General features: G+C 71.9%; 30 protein-coding genes. 29 read left to right on the top strand and 1 reads right to left on the bottom strand.

What is annotated here, in order from left to right; translation table 11 throughout:
- Positions 1 to 18: 18 nt before the first annotated feature.
- The 29 genes from rplB (at position 19) to truA (ending at position 16,517) form a co-directional block, all read left to right on the top strand.
- Positions 19 to 852 carry a 50S ribosomal protein L2 gene (rplB, locus tag BLQ97_RS02710; RefSeq protein ID WP_075013309.1) on the top strand — a complete coding sequence of 278 codons (834 nt, stop codon included), beginning with the start codon at positions 19 to 21 and terminating at the stop codon, positions 850 to 852.
- Positions 853 to 875: 23 nt separating this feature from the next.
- A complete protein-coding gene (gene rpsS / locus BLQ97_RS02705) occupies positions 876 to 1,157 on the top strand; it encodes a 30S ribosomal protein S19 (protein WP_091362959.1) in 282 nt (93 codons plus the stop codon).
- 26 nt (positions 1,158 to 1,183) lie between these two features.
- Entirely contained in the window at positions 1,184 to 1,672 is a 489-nt protein-coding gene (rplV, locus tag BLQ97_RS02700; protein WP_091362957.1) for a 50S ribosomal protein L22, read from the top strand.
- On the top strand, positions 1,672 to 2,580 hold the full coding sequence (rpsC, locus tag BLQ97_RS02695) for a 30S ribosomal protein S3 (RefSeq protein ID WP_091362955.1): 909 nt from the start codon (positions 1,672 to 1,674) through the stop codon (positions 2,578 to 2,580). Before rplV ends, rpsC begins: the two co-directional genes overlap by 1 nt.
- 3 nt (positions 2,581 to 2,583) lie before the next feature.
- Positions 2,584 to 3,000 carry a 50S ribosomal protein L16 gene (rplP, locus tag BLQ97_RS02690; RefSeq protein ID WP_091362954.1) on the top strand — a complete coding sequence of 139 codons (417 nt, stop codon included), beginning with the start codon at positions 2,584 to 2,586 and terminating at the stop codon, positions 2,998 to 3,000.
- The gene (gene rpmC, locus BLQ97_RS02685) at positions 3,000 to 3,233 is read left to right on the top strand and encodes a 50S ribosomal protein L29 (protein WP_091363863.1); all 234 of its coding nucleotides are present in this window, start codon (positions 3,000 to 3,002) and stop codon (positions 3,231 to 3,233) included. Before rplP ends, rpmC begins: the two co-directional genes overlap by 1 nt.
- On the top strand, positions 3,230 to 3,529 hold the full coding sequence (gene rpsQ / locus BLQ97_RS02680; RefSeq protein ID WP_091362952.1) for a 30S ribosomal protein S17: 300 nt from the start codon (positions 3,230 to 3,232) through the stop codon (positions 3,527 to 3,529). The genes rpmC and rpsQ overlap by 4 nt, the downstream gene beginning before the upstream one ends.
- Positions 3,530 to 3,750: 221 nt before the next feature.
- Positions 3,751 to 4,119, top strand: coding sequence for a 50S ribosomal protein L14 (gene rplN, locus BLQ97_RS02675; protein ID WP_072919076.1), 369 nt, complete (start codon positions 3,751 to 3,753; stop codon positions 4,117 to 4,119).
- 2 nt (positions 4,120 to 4,121) lie between these two features.
- A complete protein-coding gene (rplX, locus tag BLQ97_RS02670) occupies positions 4,122 to 4,463 on the top strand; it encodes a 50S ribosomal protein L24 (RefSeq protein WP_425402608.1) in 342 nt (113 codons plus the stop codon).
- Positions 4,464 to 4,465: 2 nt separating this feature from the next.
- Entirely contained in the window at positions 4,466 to 5,050 is a 585-nt protein-coding gene (gene rplE, locus BLQ97_RS02665) for a 50S ribosomal protein L5 (RefSeq protein ID WP_091362950.1), read from the top strand.
- 19 nt (positions 5,051 to 5,069) lie between these two features.
- Positions 5,070 to 5,255: a type Z 30S ribosomal protein S14 gene (locus BLQ97_RS02660; RefSeq protein ID WP_012950469.1), complete on the top strand. Its 186-nt coding sequence runs from the start codon at positions 5,070 to 5,072 to the stop codon at positions 5,253 to 5,255.
- 139 nt (positions 5,256 to 5,394) lie between these two features.
- Positions 5,395 to 5,799, top strand: a complete 405-nt coding sequence (rpsH, locus tag BLQ97_RS02655; RefSeq protein WP_425402607.1) for a 30S ribosomal protein S8 — start codon at positions 5,395 to 5,397, stop codon at positions 5,797 to 5,799.
- A gap of 14 nt (positions 5,800 to 5,813) precedes the next feature.
- On the top strand, positions 5,814 to 6,353 hold the full coding sequence (rplF, locus tag BLQ97_RS02650; RefSeq protein ID WP_091362947.1) for a 50S ribosomal protein L6: 540 nt from the start codon (positions 5,814 to 5,816) through the stop codon (positions 6,351 to 6,353).
- Positions 6,353 to 6,760 (top strand): 50S ribosomal protein L18, encoded by a 408-nt coding sequence (gene rplR / locus BLQ97_RS02645; RefSeq protein WP_091363860.1) that lies wholly within the window; start codon positions 6,353 to 6,355, stop codon positions 6,758 to 6,760. The genes rplF and rplR overlap by 1 nt, the downstream gene beginning before the upstream one ends.
- A 40-nt stretch (positions 6,761 to 6,800) precedes the next feature.
- Positions 6,801 to 7,415 carry a 30S ribosomal protein S5 gene (gene rpsE / locus BLQ97_RS02640; protein ID WP_026857030.1) on the top strand — a complete coding sequence of 205 codons (615 nt, stop codon included), beginning with the start codon at positions 6,801 to 6,803 and terminating at the stop codon, positions 7,413 to 7,415.
- 1 nt (position 7,416) lies between these two features.
- Entirely contained in the window at positions 7,417 to 7,596 is a 180-nt protein-coding gene (gene rpmD, locus BLQ97_RS02635; RefSeq protein ID WP_091362945.1) for a 50S ribosomal protein L30, read from the top strand.
- A gap of 13 nt (positions 7,597 to 7,609) precedes the next feature.
- A complete protein-coding gene (gene rplO, locus BLQ97_RS02630) occupies positions 7,610 to 8,053 on the top strand; it encodes a 50S ribosomal protein L15 (protein WP_091362943.1) in 444 nt (147 codons plus the stop codon).
- Positions 8,054 to 8,181: 128 nt separating this feature from the next.
- Positions 8,182 to 9,492 carry a preprotein translocase subunit SecY gene (gene secY, locus BLQ97_RS02625; RefSeq protein ID WP_091362941.1) on the top strand — a complete coding sequence of 437 codons (1,311 nt, stop codon included), beginning with the start codon at positions 8,182 to 8,184 and terminating at the stop codon, positions 9,490 to 9,492.
- A gap of 8 nt (positions 9,493 to 9,500) precedes the next feature.
- Entirely contained in the window at positions 9,501 to 10,091 is a 591-nt protein-coding gene (locus BLQ97_RS02620; RefSeq protein WP_425402606.1) for an adenylate kinase, read from the top strand.
- Positions 10,092 to 10,107: 16 nt separating this feature from the next.
- A complete protein-coding gene (gene map / locus BLQ97_RS02615) occupies positions 10,108 to 10,965 on the top strand; it encodes a type I methionyl aminopeptidase (RefSeq protein ID WP_245691742.1) in 858 nt (285 codons plus the stop codon).
- 319 nt (positions 10,966 to 11,284) lie between these two features.
- Positions 11,285 to 11,506, top strand: a complete 222-nt coding sequence (infA, locus tag BLQ97_RS02610) for a translation initiation factor IF-1 (RefSeq protein WP_012950459.1) — start codon at positions 11,285 to 11,287, stop codon at positions 11,504 to 11,506.
- Positions 11,507 to 11,580: 74 nt separating this feature from the next.
- On the top strand, positions 11,581 to 11,694 hold the full coding sequence (rpmJ, locus tag BLQ97_RS02605; protein ID WP_012950458.1) for a 50S ribosomal protein L36: 114 nt from the start codon (positions 11,581 to 11,583) through the stop codon (positions 11,692 to 11,694).
- 14 nt (positions 11,695 to 11,708) lie between these two features.
- Complete coding sequence (gene rpsM, locus BLQ97_RS02600; protein ID WP_091108654.1) at positions 11,709 to 12,089, top strand: 30S ribosomal protein S13; 381 nt, start codon at positions 11,709 to 11,711, stop codon at positions 12,087 to 12,089.
- 94 nt (positions 12,090 to 12,183) lie between these two features.
- Positions 12,184 to 12,591 (top strand): 30S ribosomal protein S11, encoded by a 408-nt coding sequence (gene rpsK / locus BLQ97_RS02595; protein WP_012950456.1) that lies wholly within the window; start codon positions 12,184 to 12,186, stop codon positions 12,589 to 12,591.
- A 35-nt stretch (positions 12,592 to 12,626) separates the two neighbouring features.
- Entirely contained in the window at positions 12,627 to 13,253 is a 627-nt protein-coding gene (gene rpsD / locus BLQ97_RS02590) for a 30S ribosomal protein S4 (RefSeq protein ID WP_091108653.1), read from the top strand.
- A 100-nt stretch (positions 13,254 to 13,353) separates the two neighbouring features.
- On the top strand, positions 13,354 to 14,430 hold the full coding sequence (locus BLQ97_RS02585) for a DNA-directed RNA polymerase subunit alpha (protein WP_091362936.1): 1,077 nt from the start codon (positions 13,354 to 13,356) through the stop codon (positions 14,428 to 14,430).
- A 185-nt stretch (positions 14,431 to 14,615) separates the two neighbouring features.
- Positions 14,616 to 15,284, top strand: coding sequence for a 50S ribosomal protein L17 (gene rplQ, locus BLQ97_RS24335; RefSeq protein WP_091362933.1), 669 nt, complete (start codon positions 14,616 to 14,618; stop codon positions 15,282 to 15,284).
- On the top strand, positions 15,281 to 15,661 hold the full coding sequence (locus BLQ97_RS02575) for an amino acid kinase family protein (RefSeq protein WP_091362931.1): 381 nt from the start codon (positions 15,281 to 15,283) through the stop codon (positions 15,659 to 15,661). Before rplQ ends, BLQ97_RS02575 begins: the two co-directional genes overlap by 4 nt.
- Positions 15,662 to 15,722: 61 nt before the next feature.
- Positions 15,723 to 16,517, top strand: coding sequence for a tRNA pseudouridine(38-40) synthase TruA (gene truA / locus BLQ97_RS02570; RefSeq protein WP_217637012.1), 795 nt, complete (start codon positions 15,723 to 15,725; stop codon positions 16,515 to 16,517).
- Here the strand turns inward: truA and BLQ97_RS02565 are convergent, their stop codons facing one another.
- A complete protein-coding gene (locus BLQ97_RS02565; protein WP_091362927.1) occupies positions 16,518 to 17,180 on the bottom strand; it encodes an NAD(P)H-binding protein in 663 nt (220 codons plus the stop codon).
- Between the last annotated feature and the right edge of the window lie 8 nt (positions 17,181 to 17,188).

Raw genomic sequence — 17,188 nt, 5'->3', positions numbered from 1 at the left:
AGAGGAACTGAGTCAGCAATGGCTATCCGCAAGTACAAGCCGACGACGCCGGGCCGCCGCGGCTCCAGCGTCGCCGACTTCGCCGAGGTCACCCGCGACCATCCCGAGAAGTCGCTGGTCCGGCCGCTGCACGGTCGCGGCGGGCGCAACGTCCACGGGAAGGTCACCGCGCGGCACCAGGGCGGTGGGCACAAGCGCGCCTACCGGCTGATCGACTTCCGCCGGGCCGACAAGGACGGCGTGCCGGCCAAGGTCGCGCACATCGAGTACGACCCGAACCGCACCTCGCGCATCGCGCTGCTGCACTTCGCCGACGGCGAGAAGCGCTACATCATCGCGCCGGCCCGCCTCAAGCAGGGCGACACGGTGGAGTGCGGCCCCGCGGCCGACATCAAGCCGGGCAACAACCTGCCGCTGCGCAACATCCCGGTCGGCACCGTGGTGCACGCGATCGAGCTGCGTCCCGGCGGCGGGGCGAAGATCGCCCGCTCGGCCGGCACCAGCGTGCAGCTGGTCGCCCGCGAGGGCCGCTTCGCGCAGCTGCGCATGCCCTCGGGCGAGATCCGCAACGTCGACGTGCGCTGCCGCGCCACCGTCGGCGAGGTGGGCAACGCCGAGCAGTCGAACATCAACTGGGGCAAGGCCGGCCGGATGCGGTGGAAGGGCAAGCGCCCGACCGTCCGCGGTGTCGCCATGAACCCGGTCGACCACCCGCACGGTGGTGGTGAGGGCAAGACCTCCGGTGGTCGCCACCCGGTGAACCCGAAGGGCAAGCCCGAGGGCCGCACGCGCAAGCGCAAGGCCAGCGACGCCCTGATCGTGCGCCGTCGCCGCACCAACAAGAAGCGCTGAGCGGGTAGAGGAGTCCGACAGACATGCCACGCAGCCTCAAGAAGGGCCCGTTCGTCGACGACCACCTGCTCGCCAAGGTGGACGCGCAGAACGACAAGGGCACCAAGACCGTCATCCGGACCTGGTCCCGGCGCTCGACGATCATCCCGGACATGCTCGGCCACACCATCGCCGTGCACGACGGGCGCAAGCACGTCCCGGTCTTCGTGACCGAGGCGATGGTCGGGCACAAGCTCGGCGAGTTCGCCCCCACCCGGACCTTCCGGGGCCACGTCAAGGACGACCGCCGGTCGCGGCGGGGCTGACCGGTCCCGGGAGAGAGAGACACGAGATGACTTCCCAGCTGGGAGAGGAGACGCAGGTCGCCCGGGCCACCGCCCGGTTCGTCCGCGTCGCCCCCATGAAGGCACGCCGGGTGGTGGACCTGATCCGCTACCTGCCCACCGACGAGGCCCTGGCCCTCCTGCGGTTCGCGCCGCAGGCGGCCAGCGAGCCGGTGGCCAAGGTCGTCGCCAGCGCCGTCGCCAACGCCGAGCACAACCTGCGGCTGGACCCGGCCGCGCTCGTCGTCAGCGCCGCCTACGTCGACGAGGGCCCCACGCTCAAGCGGATCCGTCCGCGCGCGCAGGGCCGGGCCTACCGGATCAACAAGCGGACGAGCCACATCACCGTCGAGGTGACCGAGGTCGGCGCCAGCGCCGAGCTGGCCGGCAAGTCCCGCACCGCGCGCCGCCGCACCGGCCAGTCCGGCCCGGCGACGCAGCAGACGGGCCAGCAGGGCACGCAGCAGCGCTCCAACACGAGGGGAGGGACCCGCTAGTGGGTCAGAAGGTCAACCCGCACGGGTTCCGCCTGGGCATCACCACCGACTACAAGTCCCGGTGGTACGCCGACAAGCTCTACAAGGACTACGTCAAGGAAGACGTGGCCATCCGCAAGCTCATGTCCAAGGGCATGGAGCGGGCCGGCATCTCCAAGGTGGAGATCGAGCGCACCCGCGACCGGGTCCGCGTCGACATCCACACCGCCCGGCCGGGCATCGTCATCGGCCGCCGCGGCGCGGAGGCCGACCGCATCCGCGGCGAGCTGGAGAAGCTGACCGGCAAGCAGGTGCAGCTCAACATCCTCGAGGTCAAGAACCCCGAGGCCGACGCGCAGCTGGTGGCTCAGGCCGTGGCCGAGCAGCTGTCGAGCCGGGTGAGCTTCCGCCGCGCCATGCGCAAGGCCATGCAGTCGGCCCAGCGCAGCCCGCAGGTCAAGGGCATCCGGGTGCAGTGCTCCGGGCGCCTGGGCGGCACCGAGATGAGCCGGTCGGAGTTCTACCGCGAGGGCCGGGTGCCGCTGCACACGCTGCGCGCGAACATCGACTACGGCCTGTACGAGGCCCGCACCACCTTCGGCCGCATCGGCGTCAAGGTGTGGATCTACAAGGGCGACGTCAGCGGCTCGCGTGCCGAGCGGGAGGCCCTCGAGGCCCTCGCCGCCCGGCAGCAGCGCCGTGAGCGCCCGCAGCGGCCCCGCCGCTCGGGCTCCAGCGGCACCACCGCCGGCGGCACCGAGGCCGGCCGCGCCGCGGCCGAGTCCACGACCGGCCCGGACACCGCCGACAGCACCGTGGCCGTGACCTCCGGCGAGGTCGCGCCCGAGCAGACCGTCGCCCAGGCCGCCGGTCCCGAGGGGACCGCGGCCGCCGAGAGCACGGCGACCGAGACCCAGACGGAGGGCTGACACGTGCTGATCCCCCGGCGCGTCAAGCACCGCAAGCAGCACCACCCGAGCCGTTCGGGCCGGGCCAAGGGCGGCACCGCCATCAACTTCGGTGAGTACGCCATCCAGGCCCTCGAGCCGGCCTACGTGACCAACCGGCAGATCGAGTCCGCCCGTATCGCCATGACCCGGCACATCCGCCGTGGCGGCAAGGTGTGGATCTCGATCTACCCCGACCGCCCGCTCACCAAGAAGCCCGCCGAGACCCGCATGGGGTCCGGCAAGGGCTCGCCCGAGTGGTGGGTGGCCAACGTCAAGCCCGGCCGGATCATGTTCGAGCTGTCGGGCGTGGCCGAGCCGGTGGCCCGCGAGGCCATGCGGCGTGCCATCCACAAGCTGCCGATGAAGTGCCGCTTCATCACGCGTGAAGGAGAGGTGTGATGGCCGCCGGCCTGACCGCCCCGGAGCTGCGCGAGCTGTCTGCCGACGAGCTCGCCACGCGGCTGCGTGAGCACAAGGAAGAGCTGTTCAACCTGCGGTTCCAGGTGGCCACCGGCCAGCTGGACAACAACCGGCGGCTGCAGACCGTCCGCCGCGACATCGCCCGGATCTACACGATCATGCGCGAGCGCGAGCTGGGCCTCTCGGCTGCCCCGAGCGAGGGTGTGGCATGAGCGAGCCCGACAACTCCGCCGTCGCCAGCGGTCCCGGCCTGGCCGGCCGCGGCTACCGCAAGGTCCGCGAGGGCCTCGTGGTGAGCGACAAGATGGACAAGACCATCGTCGTCGAGGTCGAGGACCGCGTGAAGCACGGCCTGTACGGCAAGGTCCTCCGGCGCACCAGCAAGCTGAAGGCCCACGACGAGCAGGGGGTCGCCGGCATCGGTGACCGCGTGCAGATCATGGAGACCCGGCCGCTGTCGGCCACCAAGCGGTGGCGGCTGGTCGAGGTCGTCGAGAAGGCCAAGTAGCACCCGTCCGGGTCCACCGGCACCTGTGACGCACGCCCTCCGGGGCGCGGCACGGGACCAGGTAGCCTGGACGACTGGCGCCCCTCCGGGTGCGCGCCACATCCCGGTTCCCGTGTCGGACGCACCGGCGGCTCGCGTCGCCGGTGCGTCCGCACGTGGGAAACCGGACAGCCGGTTCACCGTTCCGGCCCGGCTGTCACCACTGAGATTGGGAGTAGGACGTGATCCAGCAGGAGTCGCGGCTCCGGGTCGCCGACAACACCGGTGCGAAGGAGATCCTCTGCATCCGGGTGCTCGGCGGCTCCGGGCGGCGCTACGCGGGTATCGGTGACGTCATCGTGGCGACCGTCAAGGACGCGCTGCCCGGCGCCGGCGTCAAGCGCGGCGACGTGGTCAAGGCCGTCGTCGTCCGCACGGCCAAGGAGCGTCGTCGTCCCGACGGCTCCTACATCCGCTTCGACGAGAACGCCGCGGTCATCATCCGCGACAGCGGCGACCCGCGCGGGACCCGCATCTTCGGCCCGGTCGGCCGGGAGCTGCGCGACAAGCGCTTCATGCGGATCATCTCGCTCGCCCCGGAGGTGCTCTGACCATGACCGACACGAAGAAGACGCCGTCGATGAAGGTCAAGAAGGGCGACACCGTCGTGGTGCTGTCCGGCCGTGACAAGGGCGCCAAGGGCCGCGTCATCGCCGCCTACCCCAAGCTGCAGAAGGTCCTCGTCGAGGGCGTCGGCCGCGTCAAGAAGCACACCCGCATCAGCTCGAACCAGCGGGGCGCGCAGCAGGGCGGCATCGTCACCCAGGAGGCTCCCATCCACGTCAGCAAGGTGATGGTGGTCGACTCGGAGGGCAAGCCGACCCGGGTCGGCTACCGCAAGGACGAGGAAGGCCGCAGCATCCGGGTGTCGCGGCGGACCGGTAAGGACCTGTGACGATGACCGCCCCCACCCGCGAGCTCCCGCGCCTGCTGGCGCACTACCGCGAGCAGATCGTGCCGGCCCTGCAGGACGAGTTCGGCTACGGCAACGTCATGCAGATCCCGCGGCTCACCAAGATCGTCGTCAACATGGGCGTCGGTGAGGCCACCCGTGACGCCAAGCTGATGGACGGCGCGGTCCGCGACCTGACCGCCATCACCGGCCAGCGTCCGGCCGTGGTCCGGGCGCGCAAGTCGATCGCCCAGTTCAAGCTGCGCGAGGGCATGCCCATCGGCGCCAAGGTCACCCTCCGCGGCGACCGCATGTGGGAGTTCCTCGACCGGCTCCTGGCGCTGGCCCTGCCCCGCATCCGCGACTTCCGCGGCCTCAACGCCAAGCAGTTCGACGGCCACGGCAACTACACCTTCGGGCTGACCGAGCAGTCGATGTTCCGCGAGATCGACGTCGACAAGATCGACCGTCCCCGCGGCATGGACATCACGCTGGTCACCACCGCCACGACCGACGAGGAGGGTCGCGAGCTGCTCCGCCTGCTCGGCTTCCCCTTCGCCGGCCAGACCGTCGTGAACACGACCCGCTGAGCCGGGGCAGGAGAGACAGATGGCCAAGAAGGCGCTGATCAACAAGGCGGCCCGCAAGCCCAAGTTCGCGGTCCGCGGCTACACCCGCTGCCAGCGGTGCGGTCGCCCGCACTCGGTCTTCCGCAAGTTCGGCCTGTGCCGGATCTGCCTGCGGGAGATGGCGCACGCCGGCGAGCTGCCGGGCGTCAGCAAGTCCAGCTGGTGAAGGACCCCCTCGCTCCCCACCGCTCGCAGGCTCGCGGCGGGGGCCTGCGAGGGGGCCGTTCCAGTACGTCACCACGCCGAGAGGCCCACGCGAGGGACGCGTGTGGAACCGCGGTGAGAGAGGCACGACACCCATGACGATGACCGACCCGATCGCGGACATGCTCACGCGGCTGCGCAACGCGAACACGGCCTACCACGACCAGGCGGCGATGCCGTCGTCGAAGCTCAAGACGCACATCGCCGAGATCCTCCAGCAGGAGGGCTACATCGCCGGCTGGCGCGTCGACGAGGTCGAGAAGGACGGCACCACCCGCAAGGAGCTGGTGATCGACCTGAAGTACGGCCCCAACCGCGAGCGCAGCATCGCCGGGGTGCGCCGGGTGTCCAAGCCGGGCCTGCGGGTCTACGCGAAGTCGAACGCCCTGCCCAAGGTGCTCGGCGGCCTCGGGGTGGCGATCATCTCCACCTCGACCGGGCTGCTGACCGACCGGCAGGCGAACAAGAAGGGCGTGGGCGGGGAAGTCCTCGCCTACGTCTGGTAAGAGGAGCGAGCGAGATGTCACGGATCGGACGACTGCCGATCACCGTGCCCGGTGGCGTGGACGTCGCCGTCGACGGGCAGACGGTCAGCGTGAAGGGTCCCAAGGGCACCCTGTCGCACACCGTCGCCGCGCCGATCACGGTCGCGAAGGGCGAGGACGGCGTCCTCACGGTGCAGCGCCCCGACGACGAGCGCGAGAGCCGGGCCCTGCACGGCCTGTCCCGCACGCTGATCGCGAACATGATCACCGGCGTGACCGAGGGTTACACCAAGACCCTCGAGATCGTGGGTGTCGGTTACCGCGTCCAGGCGCGGGGGTCGGATCTCGAGTTCGCCCTCGGCTACAGCCACCCGGTGCCGGTCAGGGCCCCGGAGGGCATCACCTTCACCGTCGAGTCGCCCACGCGCCTGCGCGTCACCGGCATCGACAAGCAGCAGGTCGGCCAGGTGGCCGCCAACATCCGCGGCCTGCGGAAGCCCGACCCGTACAAGGGCAAGGGCGTCCGGTACCAGGGCGAGGTCGTGAAGCGCAAGGTCGGGAAGACGGGTAAGTGATGGCTCAGACCGAGAAGACCGCTCGGGTGCACACGCCCGTCGGCACCGACATCAGCACCGCGCGCCGCGTCTCGCGGCTGCGCCGCCACAACCGGCTCCGCAAGCGGGTCTCCGGCACGGCCGAGCGCCCGCGCCTGGTGGTCAACCGCAGCTCGCGGCACATCCACGTCCAGGTCGTCGACGACACCGTCGGCCGTACCCTGGTCAGTGCCTCGACGCTGGACGCCAGCCTGCGCAGCGCCGAGGGGGACAAGTCCACCCTCGCCCGCCGCGTCGGCGCCCTGGTCGCCGAGCGCGCCCAGGCCGCCGGCATCAGCAAGGTCGTGTTCGACCGTGGCGGCAACCGCTACCAGGGCCGCATCGCCGCGCTCGCCGACGGTGCGCGAGAGGGCGGGCTGGACTTCTGATGAGCAGCTCCGCGAACCAGCAGATCGAGAGGGACGTCTGATGCCAGGACCACAGCGACGCGGCGGCGGCGCCGGCGGCGGCAACGACCGCCGCGACCGTCGTGACGGCGGGCGGGGGCCCGGCGGCGCGCCTGCCGAGAAGAGCAACTACATCGAGCGCGTGGTCGCCATCAACCGCGTGTCGAAGGTCGTCAAGGGCGGCCGGCGCTTCAGCTTCACCGCGCTGGTGATCGTCGGCGACGGTGACGGCACCGTGGGCGTCGGCTACGGCAAGGCCAAGGAGGTGCCCGCGGCGATCGCCAAGGGCGTCGAGGAGGCCAAGAAGCACTTCTACAAGGTGCCGCGCATCGCCAGCACCATCCCGCACCCCGTGCAGGGTGAGGCGGCGGCCGGCGTCGTGCTGCTCAAGCCGGCCAGCCCGGGTACCGGTGTCATCGCCGGTGGCCCGGTGCGTGCCGTGCTCGAGTGCGCCGGCATCCACGACGTGCTGTCGAAGAGCCTCGGCTCGTCGAACCCGATCAACATCGTGCACGCCACCATGCAGGCGCTGAAGGACCTCGTCCGCCCCGAGGAGATCGCGGCCCGCCGCGGCCTGCCCCTCGAGGACGTCGCGCCGGCCGCCATGCTGCGGGCGCGTGCGGGTCAGGGGGTCTGACGTGGCGCAGCTGAAGGTCACCCAGGTCCGGTCGGCGATCGGCTCCAAGCCCAACCAGCGGCAGACGCTGCGCTCGCTGGGCCTGAAGCGGATCAACGACACGGTCGTGCAGGAGGACCGTCCCGAGATCCGCGGGATGGTCGCGACGGTGCCGCACCTCGTCGCCGTCGAAGAGATCTGAGCAGGGACTCACCATGACTCTCAAGGTCCACCACCTGCGTCCGGCCCCGGGCGCCCACACCCCCAAGACGCGCGTCGGCCGGGGTGAGGGCTCCAAGGGCAAGACCGCCGGTCGCGGCACCAAGGGCACCGGCGCGCGCGGCAACACCTCGGCGCGCTTCGAGGGCGGTCAGACGCCGCTGCACATGCGGCTGCCCAAGATGTCGGGCTTCAAGAACCCGAACAAGGTCGTGTTCCAGGTCGTCAACCTCGACCGGATCGCGGCGCTGTTCCCGCAGGGCGGGCACGTCGACCCCGACTCGCTGGCCGCGGCCGGCGCCGTCCGGCGCGGCCACCCGGTCAAGGTCCTCGGTACCGGGGACCTCGGCGGCGTGCAGGTCACCGTGCACGCGCACGCCTTCTCGGCCTCCGCGGCCGACAAGATCGCCGCGGCCGGGGGCAGCACCACCCGCATCTGACCACGGTCCCGCGTCAGGGCTCCACCGCTGTCGGCGGTGGAGCCCTGACCGGGGCCTGAGCACGGGCCCGTCCCGCACTGCGGGACGGGCCCGTTGCTAATCTCACTCGACCGACTTGGGGAGGGCACGTGCTGCAGGCGTTCGCCGCGGCGTTCCGGACGCCAGACCTCCGGCGCAAACTGCTGTTCTCCCTGGCGATCATCGCCGTCTACCGGCTGGGTGCCTCGGTGCCCGGGCCCGGGGTGTCGATCGAGGCGATCAACAGCTGCCTAGAGCAGGCGCAGGCCGGGTCCCAGCGCGACGTCTACTCGCTGGTCAACCTGTTCTCCGGCGGCGCGCTGCTGCGGCTGTCGGTGTTCGCGCTCGGGATCATGCCCTACATCACGGCGAGCATCATCGTGCAGCTGCTGGTCGTGGTCATCCCGCGCTTCGAGCAGCTGAAGAAGGAAGGCCAGTCGGGCCAGCAGAAGCTGACCCAGTACACCCGCTACCTGACGATCGCCCTGGCGATCCTGCAGAGCACCGGCATCATCGCGCTGGCCCGCAGCGGCCAGCTCTTCCCCGGCTGCCAGCAGGAGATCATCCCGTCGGACAGCATCTGGTCGACCGTCGTCCTGGTCATCACCCTCACCGCCGGCACCGCGGTGATCATGTGGCTGGGTGAGCTGCTCACCGAGAAGGGGATCGGCAACGGCATGTCCGTGCTGATCTTCACCTCGATCGCCGCGCGCATCCCGGCCGAGGGCGGCTCGATCCTGCAGACCCGCGGCGGCGTCGTCTTCGCCGTCGTCTGCGCCTTCGCGCTGCTGATCATCGGCGCCGTCGTCTACGTCGAGCAGGCGCAACGGCGCATCCCGGTGCAGTACGCCAAGCGGATGGTCGGCCGTCGCATGTACGGCGGGACGTCGACCTACCTGCCGCTGAAGGTCAACCAGGCCGGCGTCATCCCGGTCATCTTCGCCTCGTCGCTGCTCTACCTGCCGCAGCTGATCACCCAGCTGCAGGGCGACGAGACCGGTCCGGTGCGGCAGTTCTTCGAGAACTACGTGATCGACCAGAGCAGCCCGGTGCACGTCGCCCTGTACTTCGGCCTGATCGTGTTCTTCACGTACTTCTACGTGTCGATCACCTTCAACCCGGAGGAGCGGGCCGACGACATGAAGCGCTACGGCGGCTTCATCCCCGGCATCCGCCCGGGCCGCCCGACGGCCGAGTACCTGCAGTACGTGCTGTCCCGGATCACCCTGCCCGGGTCGATCTACCTCGGGATCGTCGCGGTGCTGCCCAACTTCTTCCTGTCGATCACGCAGCAGGGAGCGAACCAGAACTTCCCGTTCGGCGGGACCGCAGTGCTGATCATGGTGGGAGTGGGCTTGGAGACCGTGAAGCAGATCGAGACGCAGCTCAACCAGCGCAACTACGAAGGGTTCCTGAAGTAGTGCGCGTCGTGCTGCTCGGCCCCCCCGGGGCGGGCAAGGGGACCCAGGCCCAGGTCATCGCCGGCCGCCTCGGGGTGCCGGCCATCTCGACCGGCGACATCTTCCGCGCCAACGTCAGCGGGCAGACCGAGCTCGGCAAGCAGGCCAAGTCCTACATGGACGCCGGTGACCTGGTGCCCGACGAGATCACCGTCGCCATGGTCAAGGACCGGCTGGCCGAGACCGACGCCAAGGGCGGCTTCCTGCTCGACGGCTTCCCGCGCACGATCGCCCAGGGCGAGCAGCTGCGCGGCTCGCTGCAGGAGCTGGGCCACCACCTCGACTGCGTGCTGGAGCTCGTCGTCGACGAGGACGAGCTGGTGCGCCGGCTGTCGGGGCGCCGCATGCTCGTCGACGGCGAGTGGGTGCAGCGCGACGACGACAAGCCCGAGACCGTCCGGCACCGCCTGGAGGTCTACCGGGAACAGACCGCGCCCCTCTCCGGCTTCTACGCATCCGAGGGGCTGCTCGCCCAGATCGACGCCATCGGCTCGATCGAGGAGGTCACCGCCCGCGCGATGGCCGCCCTGGAGCGGCCCGGGCAGTCGGACGACAGCTGAGGGGACGGCGCCGCCGATGTCGGCCGGGATCCTGACCCGCCTCCCGCTGCTGGCCAAGTGGAGTGGACGCATGATCCAGATCAAGACGCCGCACGAGATCGAGCTGATGCGCGGCGCGGGCCTCGTCGTGGCCCGCGCCATCGCGGCCGTGCGCGCGGCCGTGCGACCCGGGGTGACCACCGGTGAGCTCGACGCGATCGCCGAGGACAGCATCCGCTCCGCCGGGGCCATCCCGTCGTTCCTCGGCTACCACGGCTTCACCGGCAGCATCTGCGCCTCGATCAACGACGAGGTCGTGCACGGCATCCCCGATCCCCAGCGGGCGCTCGCCGAGGGCGACAACATCTCGATCGACTGCGGCGCCATCCTCGAGGGCTGGCACGGCGACTCCGCGGTCACCGTGACCGTCGGGCCGCCGTCGGCCGAGGACGCCGCCCTGATCGCCGTCACCGAGCGGTCGATGTGGGCCGGGCTGGCCCGTGCGGTCGCCGGCGGGCGGCTCACCGACATCAGCGCCGCCGTCGAGGAGGCCGTCACGGCCGAGACGCACCCGTACGGGATCGTCGACCACTACGGCGGCCACGGCATCGGCACCGAGATGCACCAGGACCCGCACGTCCTCAACTACGGCCGCCCCGGTCGCGGGCCGCGGCTCGTCCCGGGGCTCGCGCTGGCCATCGAGCCCATGGTGACCGTGGGCGACCCGGCCACCGCCGAGCTCGAGGACGGCTGGACCGTCGTCACCAAGGACGGCTCGCGGGCCGCCCACTTCGAGCACACCGTCGCCATCACGCCCGAGGGCCCGTGGGTCCTCACGGCCGAGGACGGCGGCGTCGCGGGGCTGGCCCCCTTCGGGATCACCCCCCGCACGTGACGTGACCGGCCCTGGGGCAGGTCCACCGTGGCCCCCTGCAGGGCCCCGCCGCGAGCTCGCGAGTGGCAGGGGGCAGGGGGTCCTTCGTGTGACGGAGGCCGGGTTGGAGCGCCCCGCGACAGCGGGGTACAGTGAACGACGGCGTTCGCGCCGTCCTGTCGTCGTGCTGTGGCCGCACGGACCGGGACGCCCTCGCGGGAACGTCTGCACCACCTGTTCTGCACCCACCGCGCACGACCGCTGCCGGGCCCCGGCATGGTCGCACGCGGACGGAGTACGAGACCACCAGCACCACCGAGTCAGGGAGGCCGTGTCGGGCATGGCGAAGAAGGACGGGGCCATCGAGGTCGAGGGTCGCGTCGTCGAGCCGCTGCCCAACGCGATGTTCCGGGTCGAGCTGCAGAACGGACACCGGGTGCTCGCCCACATCAGCGGCAAGATGCGCCAGCACTACATCCGCATCCTGCCCGAGGACCGCGTCGTCGTGGAGCTCTCGCCCTACGACCTCACGCGCGGTCGCATCGTCTACCGCTACAAGTGACCGCCGCCGGCGCGGGGCACCCCGAGGGTGTCGCGCGGGCGGCCATCGATCGACAGGAATGAGGGGCGGCACCGGTGAAGGTCCAGCCGTCGGTGAAGAAGATCTGCGACAAGTGCAAGGTGATCCGCCGGCACGGCCGGGTCATGGTCATCTGCGACAACGCCCGCCACAAGCAGCGGCAGGGCTGAGGGAGTACCTGGACATGGCACGACTGGCCGGCGTCGACCTGCCCCGCGAGAAGCGGATGGAGATCGCGCTCACCTACATCTACGGCATCGGCAAGGCCCACGCCAAGGAGACCCTGGCCGCGACGGGCGTCAGCCCCGACCTGCGCGTCCGGGACCTCGGCGACGAGGACCTGCTGAGGCTGCGCGACTACATCGACGAGCACTTCCGCGTCGAGGGTGACCTGCGCCGCGAGGTGGCCGCCGACATCCGCCGCAAGGTGGAGATCGGCTGCTACCAGGGGCTGCGTCACCGCCGCGGGCTGCCCGTCCACGGTCAGCGCACCCGCACCAACGCGCGCTCGAGCAAGGGCCCGCGCAAGACCATCGCCGGCAAGAAGAAGGCCGGCAAGAAGTAAGCCGCAGGCGTGCCGCCGCGGCGACCCGTGAGGGCGGGAGCGGCGGCACGCCCCGTGCTGCATCTGGCCACGATCAGAAGGAAACCGGAGAGACATGCCTCCCAGGGCTCGCGCCGCGGCTGGTGCCAAGAAGGTCCGCCGCAAGGAGAAGAAGAACGTCGCCCACGGCGCCGCGCACATCAAGAGCACGTTCAACAACACGATCGTGTCGATCACCGACCCCACCGGGAACGTGATCAGCTGGGCCTCCGCCGGCCACGTCGGCTTCAAGGGCTCGCGCAAGTCCACGCCGTTCGCCGCCCAGATGGCCGCCGAGAACGCCGCGCGCAAGGCCCAGGAGCACGGCATGCGCAAGGTCGACGTCTTCGTCAAGGGCCCGGGCTCGGGCCGCGAGACCGCGATCCGGTCGCTGCAGGCCACCGGCCTCGAGGTCGGCCAGATCCAGGACGTGACCCCGCAGCCGCACAACGGCTGCCGCCCGAAGAAGCGCCGCCGGGTCTGACCGGCCACTGACGAGAAGAACGAGGAGTACCTGACGTGGCCCGTTACGCCGGAGCCGACTGCCGCATGTGCCGGCGCGAGAAGATGAAGCTGTTCCTCAAGGGCAGCAAGTGCGAGTCCCCGAAGTGCCCGATCGAGATCCGGCCCTACCCGCCGGGCGAGCACGGCCGGGGCCGCAGCAAGGACAGCGAGTACCTCCTCCAGCTGCGCGAGAAGCAGAAGGCCCGCCGCATCTACGGCGTCCTCGAGAAGCAGTTCCGCGGCTACTACGAGGAGGCCAACCGCAAGACCGGCAAGACCGGTGAGGTCCTGCTGCAGATCCTCGAGTCCCGCCTGGACAACGTCGTGTACCGGGCCGGCTGGGGCGAGAGCCGCGACATGGCCCGCCAGCTGGTCAAGCACGGCCACATCCGGGTCAACGGCCGCAAGGTCGACATCCCGTCCTACCGGGTGAGCGCGAACGACATCGTCGAGGTCGCCGAGAAGTCGCGGCGCATGGTGCCCTTCGAGATCGCCCAGGCCCGCGCCGGCGAGCGGCCCGTGCCGCCGTGGCTGGAGGTCATCAGCGGCCAGCTGCGCGCCGTCGTGCACAGCGTCCCGGCCCGCCAGGTGATCGACACCCCGGTCCAGGAGCAGCTGATCGTGGAGCTGTACTCCAAGTAGCAGCAGGACGGCGGGGCGGGCGGACGGATGTCCGCCCCGCCGGCACCACCCCCTCACGGCGTCATATGGCGGTCGCCGGAGGACCAGAAGGAGAACCACCATGCTCATCGCACAGCGCCCCACGCTGACCGAGGAGACCATCTCCGAGCAGCGCTCGCGGTTCGTCATCGAGCCGCTGGAGCCCGGCTTCGGCTACACCCTCGGCAACTCCCTGCGCCGCACGCTCCTGTCCTCGATCCCCGGTGCTGCCGTGACCAGCATCCGCATCGAGGGGACCCTGCACGAGTTCACCACCGTGCCCGGGGTCAAGGAGGACGTCACCGAGATCATCCTCAACCTCAAGGGCCTGGTCGTCAGCTCCGACTCCGACGAGCCGGTGACCATGTACCTGCGCAAGCAGGGCCCCGGCGAGGTCACCGCCGCCGACATCGCGCCGCCGGCCGGTGTCGAGGTGCACAACCCCGACCTGCACATCGCCACCCTCAACGGCAAGGGCCGCCTCGAGGTCGAGCTGGTCGTCGAGCGGGGCCGCGGCTACGTGCCGGCGCCGCAGAACAAGCAGCCCGGTCAGGAGATCGGCCGGATCCCGGTCGACTCGATCTACTCGCCGGTCCTCAAGGTCACCTACGCCGTCGAGGCCACCCGCGTCGAGCAGCGGACCGACTTCGACCGGCTCGTGGTCGACGTCGAGACCAAGCCCTCGATCGCCCCCCGCGACGCCATCGCCTCCGCCGGCTCGACCCTCGTCGAGCTGTTCGGCCTGCTGCGCGAGCTCAACGTCGACGCCGAGGGCATCGAGGTCGGCCCGAGCCCGGCCGAGGCCGCCGACATCGCGAACTTCTCGATGCCGATCGAGGACATGGACCTCACCGTCCGGTCCTACAACTGCCTCAAGCGCGAGGGCGTGCACACCGTCGGCGAGCTGGTCACCCGTTCCGAGGCCGACCTGCTCGACATCCGCAACTTCGGGGCCAAGTCGATCGACGAGGTCAAGATGAAGCTGGCGGCCATGGGCCTGGCGCTCAAGGACAGCCCGCCCGGGTTCATCCCGACCTCGGTCGAGAGCTACGACGAGGGCTACGAGACCGACGCCTACCAGGGCCACGGCGACTACGGCACCGAGTACGGCCAGGTCCAGTACGACGACGGCTCCTACCAGGAGACCGAGCAGCTCTGAAGCAGGACCCCGCTGCCCCTGCCGCTCGCGAGCTCGCGGCGGGACCCTGCAGCGGGGCCGGGCCGGGCGGCGGGGGAACCCGCCGCCCGCCCGGGCGGGAGCGCCCGCCACACTCGACCCAGCGCACGACAGCACCACCTGGTTGCAGCCGGCAGACGCCCCCGGCCGCCTGAGGAAGGACCGACATGCCCACCCCCACCAAGGGCCCCCGTCTCGGCGGGTCCGCCTCGCACGAGCGGCTGATGCTGGCGAACCTGGCCACGTCGCTGTTCGAGCACGGGCGGATCACCACCACCGAGGCGAAGGCCAAGCGGCTGCGCCCGTTCGCCGAGAAGCTGGTGACCTTCGCCAAGCGCGGCGACCTGCACGCCCGCCGCCAGGTCATGACGGTCATCCGGGACAAGGACGTCGTCCACCACCTGTTCGCCGAGATCGGCCCCCGCTTCGAGAACCGGCCCGGCGGCTACACGCGCATCACCAAGGTCGGCCCGCGCAAGGGCGACAACGCGCCCATGGCGGTCATCGAGCTGGTCGAGGCCCTGACCGTGGCCCAGGAGGCCGTGGGCGAGGCCGAGCGCGCCCGCGGCACCCGCTTCGCCGCCGGTGCCGGCGCGGCCGCCGCCTCCGGTGAGGTCACCGCCGACGCCGTCGAGGCCGCCGCCACCGACGAGGCCCCGGCCAGCGACACCGCCGACGCCGACACCGACGCCGCGGTCGCCAACGAGGTCGACGCCACCGAGGCCGCCGAGGCCGACGCCGAGCCCACCGAGGCGGAGCCGGCCGAGGCGACCACCGCCGAGGCCACGACCGACGCTGCCACGACCGACACCGAGGGCACCGGCGGCGCCCGGTGACCCAGGGCCAGCCGGGCGAGGGCGGCGACGCCGGCGCGGCCGGCGTGCGCGCCGGCGGCGGCGACCAGGGCGCCACGTTCGAGGGGGAGACCACCGGCCCCGGCGGCGACACCTCGCCCGCCGTCACCGGTGGCGACGTCGACCCCGAGGCGCAGGAGGTCGTCACCGACGTGTTCAACCCCGACGGGAACCGCCAGGACGACGGCGCGGTGACCCCGCAGCCGCACGCCGAGAACCTGGCCGTGGTCGACGACCCGACCCTCCCGCCGGACGTGGCCGCCGCCGCGGCCGCCGAGGTCGAGGCCGCCGAGCTCGGCGACGCGGCGACCGCGGGCACGCACGCCCCGGGCGGCGAGTCCGCGCCCGACCCGAAGTGAGCGGTCGCTGACCGATCCGCACCCGCACGACGAGCCCGCCACCGGTCCCGGTGGCGGGCTCGTGCGTCTGCGGCTGGCGGTCGCCTACGACGGCACCGCGTTCTCCGGGTGGGCCCGCCAGCCCGCCCGGCGCACCGTGCAGGGCGAGCTGGAGGCCGCGCTGGCCACCGTGCTGCGCTGCCCCGTCGACCTCACCGTCGCCGGCCGCACCGACGCCGGGGTGCACGCCACCGGCCAGGTCGTGCACGTCGACGTCCCGCGGGCCGCGTGGGAGGAGCAGCGCGAGCGGCTGGTCCGCCGGCTGCGCGGCGTGCTGCCGCCCGACGTCGCCGTCGCCGCGGTCACCGAGGCGCCGCCGGGCTTCGACGCCCGCTTCGGCGCGCTGGCCCGCCACTACGCCTACCGGCTGACCGACGCCGACTCCGGGCCCCCGCCGCTGCGGCGGGCCGACACCGTCGGCTGGCCCCGCCGGCTCGACGCCGCCGCGATGGACCGCGCGGCCGGCCTGATGCCCGGCGAGCACGACTTCGCCGCCTTCTGCCGCCGCCGGGAGGGCGCCACCACCGTGCGCACCCTGCTCGCGCTGACCGTGGACCGCGAGGGCGACCTGGTCACCGTCCGCGCGTCGGCCGACGCCTTCTGCCACTCGATGGTCCGCAGCCTGGTGGGCGCGCTGCTGGCGGTGGGCGAGGGCCGGAAGGCGCCCGACTGGCCGGCCGCGCTGCTGGCCCGCCGCGAACGGGCGGGGGAGGTCCCCGTGGCCCCGCCCGGTGGACTGACGCTCCTGCGGGTGGACTACCCGCCCGACGCCGACCTCGCCGCCCGAGCGCAGGTCACCCGGGCTCGCCGGGCCTGATCAGGGCAGCGCGGCGACGGCCTCGGCGACCGGCGTGTCGCCGCTGACCAGCTCCACCACCTCGTCGGCCTTCCCGGCGTCGAGCAGGGCCAGCAGGACCGCGGCGACGTCGTCCCGGGGGACCTCCCCGTACTCCACGCCGTGCGCCAGGGTGACCCGGCCGGTACCCGGGTCGTCGGTGAGCCGCCCGGGCCGCACGATCACCGTGTCCAGGGCCGGCCGCGGCAGGATGACGTCCTCGGCGCGCAGCTTGGCCTGCAGGTAGACGGCGAAGACGGGGTCCATCCCCTGCGGGGTGCCGTGGCGGGCCTGCTCCACGCCCATGGAGGACACCAGCAGGTAGGGGCGGACGCCGGCGCGCTCGGCGGCGTCGGCGAGCAGCACGGCCGCCCCGTGGTCGACGGTGTGCTTGCGCGCCTCGCCACTGCCCGGGCCGGCCCCGGCGGCGAAGACCACCGCGTCGGACCCGCGGACGGCGTCAGCGACCTCGTCGACGGAGGCCGACTCCAGGTCGAGGACGACGGGCGTGACGCCGTCGGCCTCGAGGTCGGCGGCGTGGTCGGGGTTGCGGACGAGGCCGAGGACGGTGTCCCCGCGGCCGGCCAGCAGGCGGCCGAGGCGGCGGGCGACCTGGCCGTGGGCTCCGGCGATGGCGACGCGCATGCCCGGCT

The sequence above is a fragment of the Geodermatophilus telluris genome, assembly GCF_900102745.1.
Classification (GTDB): domain Bacteria; phylum Actinomycetota; class Actinomycetes; order Mycobacteriales; family Geodermatophilaceae; genus Geodermatophilus; species Geodermatophilus telluris.
The sequence above is the reverse complement of the archived record's forward strand: the minus strand, read 5'-3'. Positions and strand labels throughout refer to the sequence as shown.